This is a genomic window from Enterobacter sp. SECR19-1250 (assembly GCF_013391025.1).
GTDB lineage: Bacteria > Pseudomonadota > Gammaproteobacteria > Enterobacterales > Enterobacteriaceae > Enterobacter > Enterobacter cloacae.
Genome location: NZ_JACASJ010000314.1, coordinates 1 through 438, shown reverse-complemented (window position 1 = coordinate 438; position 438 = coordinate 1). Strand labels below are relative to the sequence as shown.

Here is a 438-nt window from a genome sequence, read left to right as displayed (position 1 = left end):
CTCCTAGTCGCGAGTTGCAGCGACGGCATCGTCGGCTGTTGCACCTTGTCGGCCGAGGATCCCGAGTTCTGGCCCGACGCCCTCAAGGGGGAGGCCGCATATCTGCACAAGCTCGCGGTGCGACGGACACATGCGGGCCGGGGTGTCAGCTCCGCGCTGATCGAGGCTTGCCGCCATGCCGCGCGAACGCAGGGGTGCGCCAAGCTGCGGCTCGACTGCCACCCGAACCTGCGTGGCCTATACGAGCGGCTCGGATTCACCCACGTCGACACTTTCAATCCCGGCTGGGATCCAACCTTCATCGCAGAACGCCTAGAACTCGAAATCTAACGTCCGTTCGGGCATCGAGGTCCATGTCGGGGTGGGACGGGCCCGTGGCTTCAAGATCACTTGCAGTCCGACCGCGATGTCTTGGTTGCGCGAGAGGTTGTCGATATC

General features: G+C 63.9%; 1 protein-coding gene. It reads left to right on the top strand.

The genetic code is table 11. From position 1 onward, the window contains the following. A partial coding sequence (locus HX884_RS26785; RefSeq protein ID WP_004173814.1) for a GNAT family N-acetyltransferase occupies window positions 1-330 on the top strand: 330 nt, incomplete at its 5' end. Window positions 331-438: the final 108 nt, after the last annotated feature.